1 protein-coding gene is annotated in these 1,172 nt (G+C 54.8%); it reads right to left on the minus strand.

Annotated features, from left to right (window positions below; all coding sequences use genetic code 11):
- Window positions 1-29 precede the first annotated feature (29 nt).
- Entirely contained in the window at window positions 30-1,097 is a 1,068-nt protein-coding gene (locus tag IMW75_RS26725) for an IS630 family transposase (protein ID WP_205894307.1), read from the minus strand.
- Window positions 1,098-1,172: the final 75 nt, after the last annotated feature.

A 1,172-nucleotide genomic window follows, 5' to 3' on the forward strand; every position in this document is an offset into this window, starting at 1 on the left:
CTAGTGTGCTGTCTCACAAATAACACTCCTCATGCCTGTGAGGCCATTGCCTCACGGGCTCGCTGTATCTTGTTCAAAATATCTTCCCCCTTGGCGTTCCAGACGTAGCGAGTCGGCTGCGCATTTCGCAGTGCCAGGAACGTGGTGATCGAGCTTTCCAGTTCGCGAACCGAACTGAAGCTGCCGTCACGCAGGTACACCGTGATATCGCGAAAGAAGCGTTCAACCATGTTCATCCATGAACTGGAGGTCGGGGTGAAATGCATGTGGAAGCGTTTGTGCTTCTCAAGCCACGCCTTCACTTTTGGATGCTTGTGCGTGGCATAGTTGTCGACGATCAAATGCAGCTGAAGATGCTTGGGCGTTTCTCGATTGATCTTCTTGAGAAACTCCAGCCATTCCTGATGCCGGTGTTGGCGCTCGATGGAACTGATCAAGCGTCCCTGAAGGTAATCCAGAGCGGTGAACAAGGTGACGGTGCCATGGCGGACATAATCGTGCGATTGCGTGCGGATATGCCCGATTCCCAAAGGCAGTCCAGGCTGGGTGCGCTCGAGGGCCTGAACTTGGCTCTTCTCATCGCAACAGAGCACCAGGGCTTTATCGGGAGGCGCCAGATACAGTCCGATGACGTCCCAGAATTTCTCTTCGAAGTTCGGATCGTTGGACAGCTTGAAGGTGCGTGTGAGGTGCGGTTTTATGTCGTTGGCGGCCCATATCCGCTGGACGCTGGCCGGTGAAATGCCGGCGACTCGAGCCATGCTTCGACAGCTCCAGCGAGGTTGGCCGATACGCGGCTGAGTGACTTGCTCAAGGGTTCGTTTCAACGCTTCGGCTGGCAGGGATGGCTTGCGACCTCGTCCGGGCAGATCCACCAGGCCTTCTAGACGCAGCTCTTGAAAGCGCTTGCACCAGCGGGTAACTGAAACAACGGAGAGACCGGTCAACTGGGCAATCTCGTTACGAGAGCAACCTCGAGCGGCTAGTAAAATCACCCGCGCCCGACGACCGTCGCGCTGACTGATAGTGGCTGATCTTATGCGCCGACTCAGTTCAATTTGTTCGTCTTCACTGAGCACGATGTCCTGAGAGTTCATGTGATCACTCCAAGCACTGACTGACCACATAAGCATAGCTCAGGTTAGAAACTTATTTCAGAGACAGCACACTAG

The sequence above is a fragment of the Pseudomonas gregormendelii genome, from assembly GCF_017114825.1.
GTDB lineage: Bacteria > Pseudomonadota > Gammaproteobacteria > Pseudomonadales > Pseudomonadaceae > Aquipseudomonas > Aquipseudomonas gregormendelii.

What these genes read in the sequence shown, in the direction of transcription:
- IMW75_RS26725 (WP_205894307.1), bottom strand. Translation starts at nt 1,097, where the DNA reads ATGAACTCTCAGGACATCGTGCTCAGTGAAGACGAACAAATTGAACTG.